Annotated in this window: 1 protein-coding gene; it reads left to right on the forward strand. The window is 68.4% G+C overall.

The genetic code is table 11. The annotated features are described in order from the left end of the window. Positions 1 to 204: 204 nt before the first annotated feature. On the forward strand, positions 205 to 2,412 hold a 2,208-nt coding region (locus Pth03_RS41055; protein ID WP_203949943.1), incomplete at its 3' end, for an HNH endonuclease signature motif containing protein.

The following is a 2,412-nucleotide window of genomic DNA, read 5'->3' on the forward strand; positions in this document are numbered from 1 at the left end:
GCGCGGTCGCGAACGGCATGGCCGACACCCCGCCCGATTTTTCGGTTTATATGATGGCGTTTTTCTGTGGAATTAATTCCGGTGCGGGGTGCTGGCGGGGGCGGTTTTGTCGGTGGCGGCAGGTAAATTCACGGTGTGATTGTTGAGCGGCAGCATATTCCTCCCGGCCTTGCGGGCATGGCTCCCGGCCCGGAGTCCGCTGCCGTGTTGCATGACCTGGATCTCGGCCGGTTGAGCGGTTTCGACGCCGTCGTGGTCTTGCAGTCCTACGCGCGGTTGGAGGCCTACGTCCAGGCGCGTAAGGCCGAGATCATGGCCGAAGTCGGCCTGTATGAGCCCTCGCCGTGTGACATGAAGAAAATGGGCCGTCCGGATAAGTATTCGGCCGATGAAATCCGCGCGGCATTGACGTTGACGCGGCGGGCCGCCGAATACGAATACGCGTTTTCGTGGGCGTTGGCGTCGCGTTTTCCGCAGGTGCGTGATGCGTTGTCGGCCGGGTGTATCGACAAAGCGCGGGCCCGGGTGTTTTGCGACTGGCTGGAAGACGTGCCCGCGCATGTGGCCGACGGCGTGGTGGAGACGTTGCTTCCGAAGGCGGGCGGGTGGACGACCGGCCAGTTGAAGGACAAGATCAAGCGGCTGTTGCTGGCCGCCGACCCGGGATGGGCGCGCCGCAGGTATGAGCGGGCGGTGCGTAACCGGCGGGTCGAGGGCATGCGCCACGAGGACGGGACGGTGACCATCACCGGCCACCAGTTGCCGGTCGACCTGGCCGCCGCCGCGATCTGCCGCGTGAACGCGATCGCCCAGACCGCCAAGCGCAGGGGACTGCGCAGCCCTATCGATCACATCCGGGCCGATGTGTTCCTCGGCCTGCTCGACGGTGAACTGTCCGGCCTGGACGACGACGCCATCATCGCCGTCCTCCTCCGCAACGCCGCCCACCGCGACGAGGACGACTACGACGACCAACTGACCGACGATCCATCCCCCGACCCGTCCCCCCAAGCCCAGGACGACATCACACCCGACCACGACGTCACACCCGGCTACACGGGTGCCCCTGACCCGACCGGCGAAGGTGAGCCCGTCCTGACCAGCGAGGACGATCCTGACCCGAGCCACGGGAGCGGACCGGACGCGAACGGCGTGGGCGAACCCGCAGACCCTTCAGGTCCTGCCCGGGGAGACGCACCAGACGACCAGGCCGGATCCGGTCGCGGAGACAGGCCAGGGCCAGCCGGTCCGCCGCCCAGCCCTCCCGGCGCAGCCGCCCCCGACAACATGCCCGAGCATGCTTGGAACGGCGCCCTCGGCGACGCAGGGGAACCAGCTCCCCACCCGGCCGGAAGCGATGCTTTCCACGAGCCACGAAGCGGCACTCCCGGCGCCCCCCGGGGCGGCGCTGCCCGCGAACTGCGGGGTGGCATGGGAGCGGTTCGGGGTGCAACAGGCGAAGTACGGGTGCAGGTCACGACGCTGGTCCACCTGGACGACTTCCCCGGTGAGTTGGCCGGATGGGGTCCCATCCCTGCCCACCTGGCACGGCGTCTGGCCAAACGGCAGATCGGCGGGGAATGGCGCTACGCCGTCTGCGACGACAACGGCCACCTCCTACAGGCGGGAATCACCACATACCGACCACGAGGCTGGCCCCGCCAGCCCAGCGCACCCACCACCGGCGCGCCGGCCACCCGCGGCGCGCGGCGCGGACCATCAAGCCGAAACGGGATCGTGGAACTACAGATCCCGCTCACCGTGCTGCGCCGATGGCAGACCGACCTGCCCGCGCTCGGCGGCTGGGCACCCGTCATCGCCGACATCGGCCGCCAGGTGGATTCCGGTCATACCTCGACGGCCTGGCATCCCGATCCCACCGACGCCGCCGACAACAACAACGACAAGAACAACAACAACGACAAGAACGACAGCAGCGACAACGACAGCAACGACGGCGGCGACGATGATCGGCGACGGCGGCGTTTCGCCCGCGCCCGGCTACGGCGATGGGTCCAGATCCGCGACCGCGCCTGCACCGCCCCTGGCTGTCGCGCGCCCGCGACCACGTCCGAACTCGATCACATCGACCCCTACGGCCGAGGCGGCCTCACCGTGGAAGACAACCTCGAGGCCGCCTGCTCCCATGACCACGACCTACGCGATCACGGCTGGCAGGTCGCCCGCTCGCCAGCCGGGCAGACGACCTGGATCAGCCGCACCGGACACCACTACCCGGTGACCACCCCACCGGTCATCGAACCCTGCCCCGAACCCCTCACCCCGCACACCACGTACGGGCAGGGCCACACGACCACCCAGGCCGACATCAGCGCGGAAACCGACATCACAGCCGACCTGGGATTCCTCCCCAGCCCAGATACCCCCATCTGGTGGGAAACCCCCGAAAGA

Source organism: Planotetraspora thailandica, assembly GCF_016863335.1.
GTDB classification, from domain to species: Bacteria; Actinomycetota; Actinomycetes; order Streptosporangiales; family Streptosporangiaceae; genus Planotetraspora; species Planotetraspora thailandica.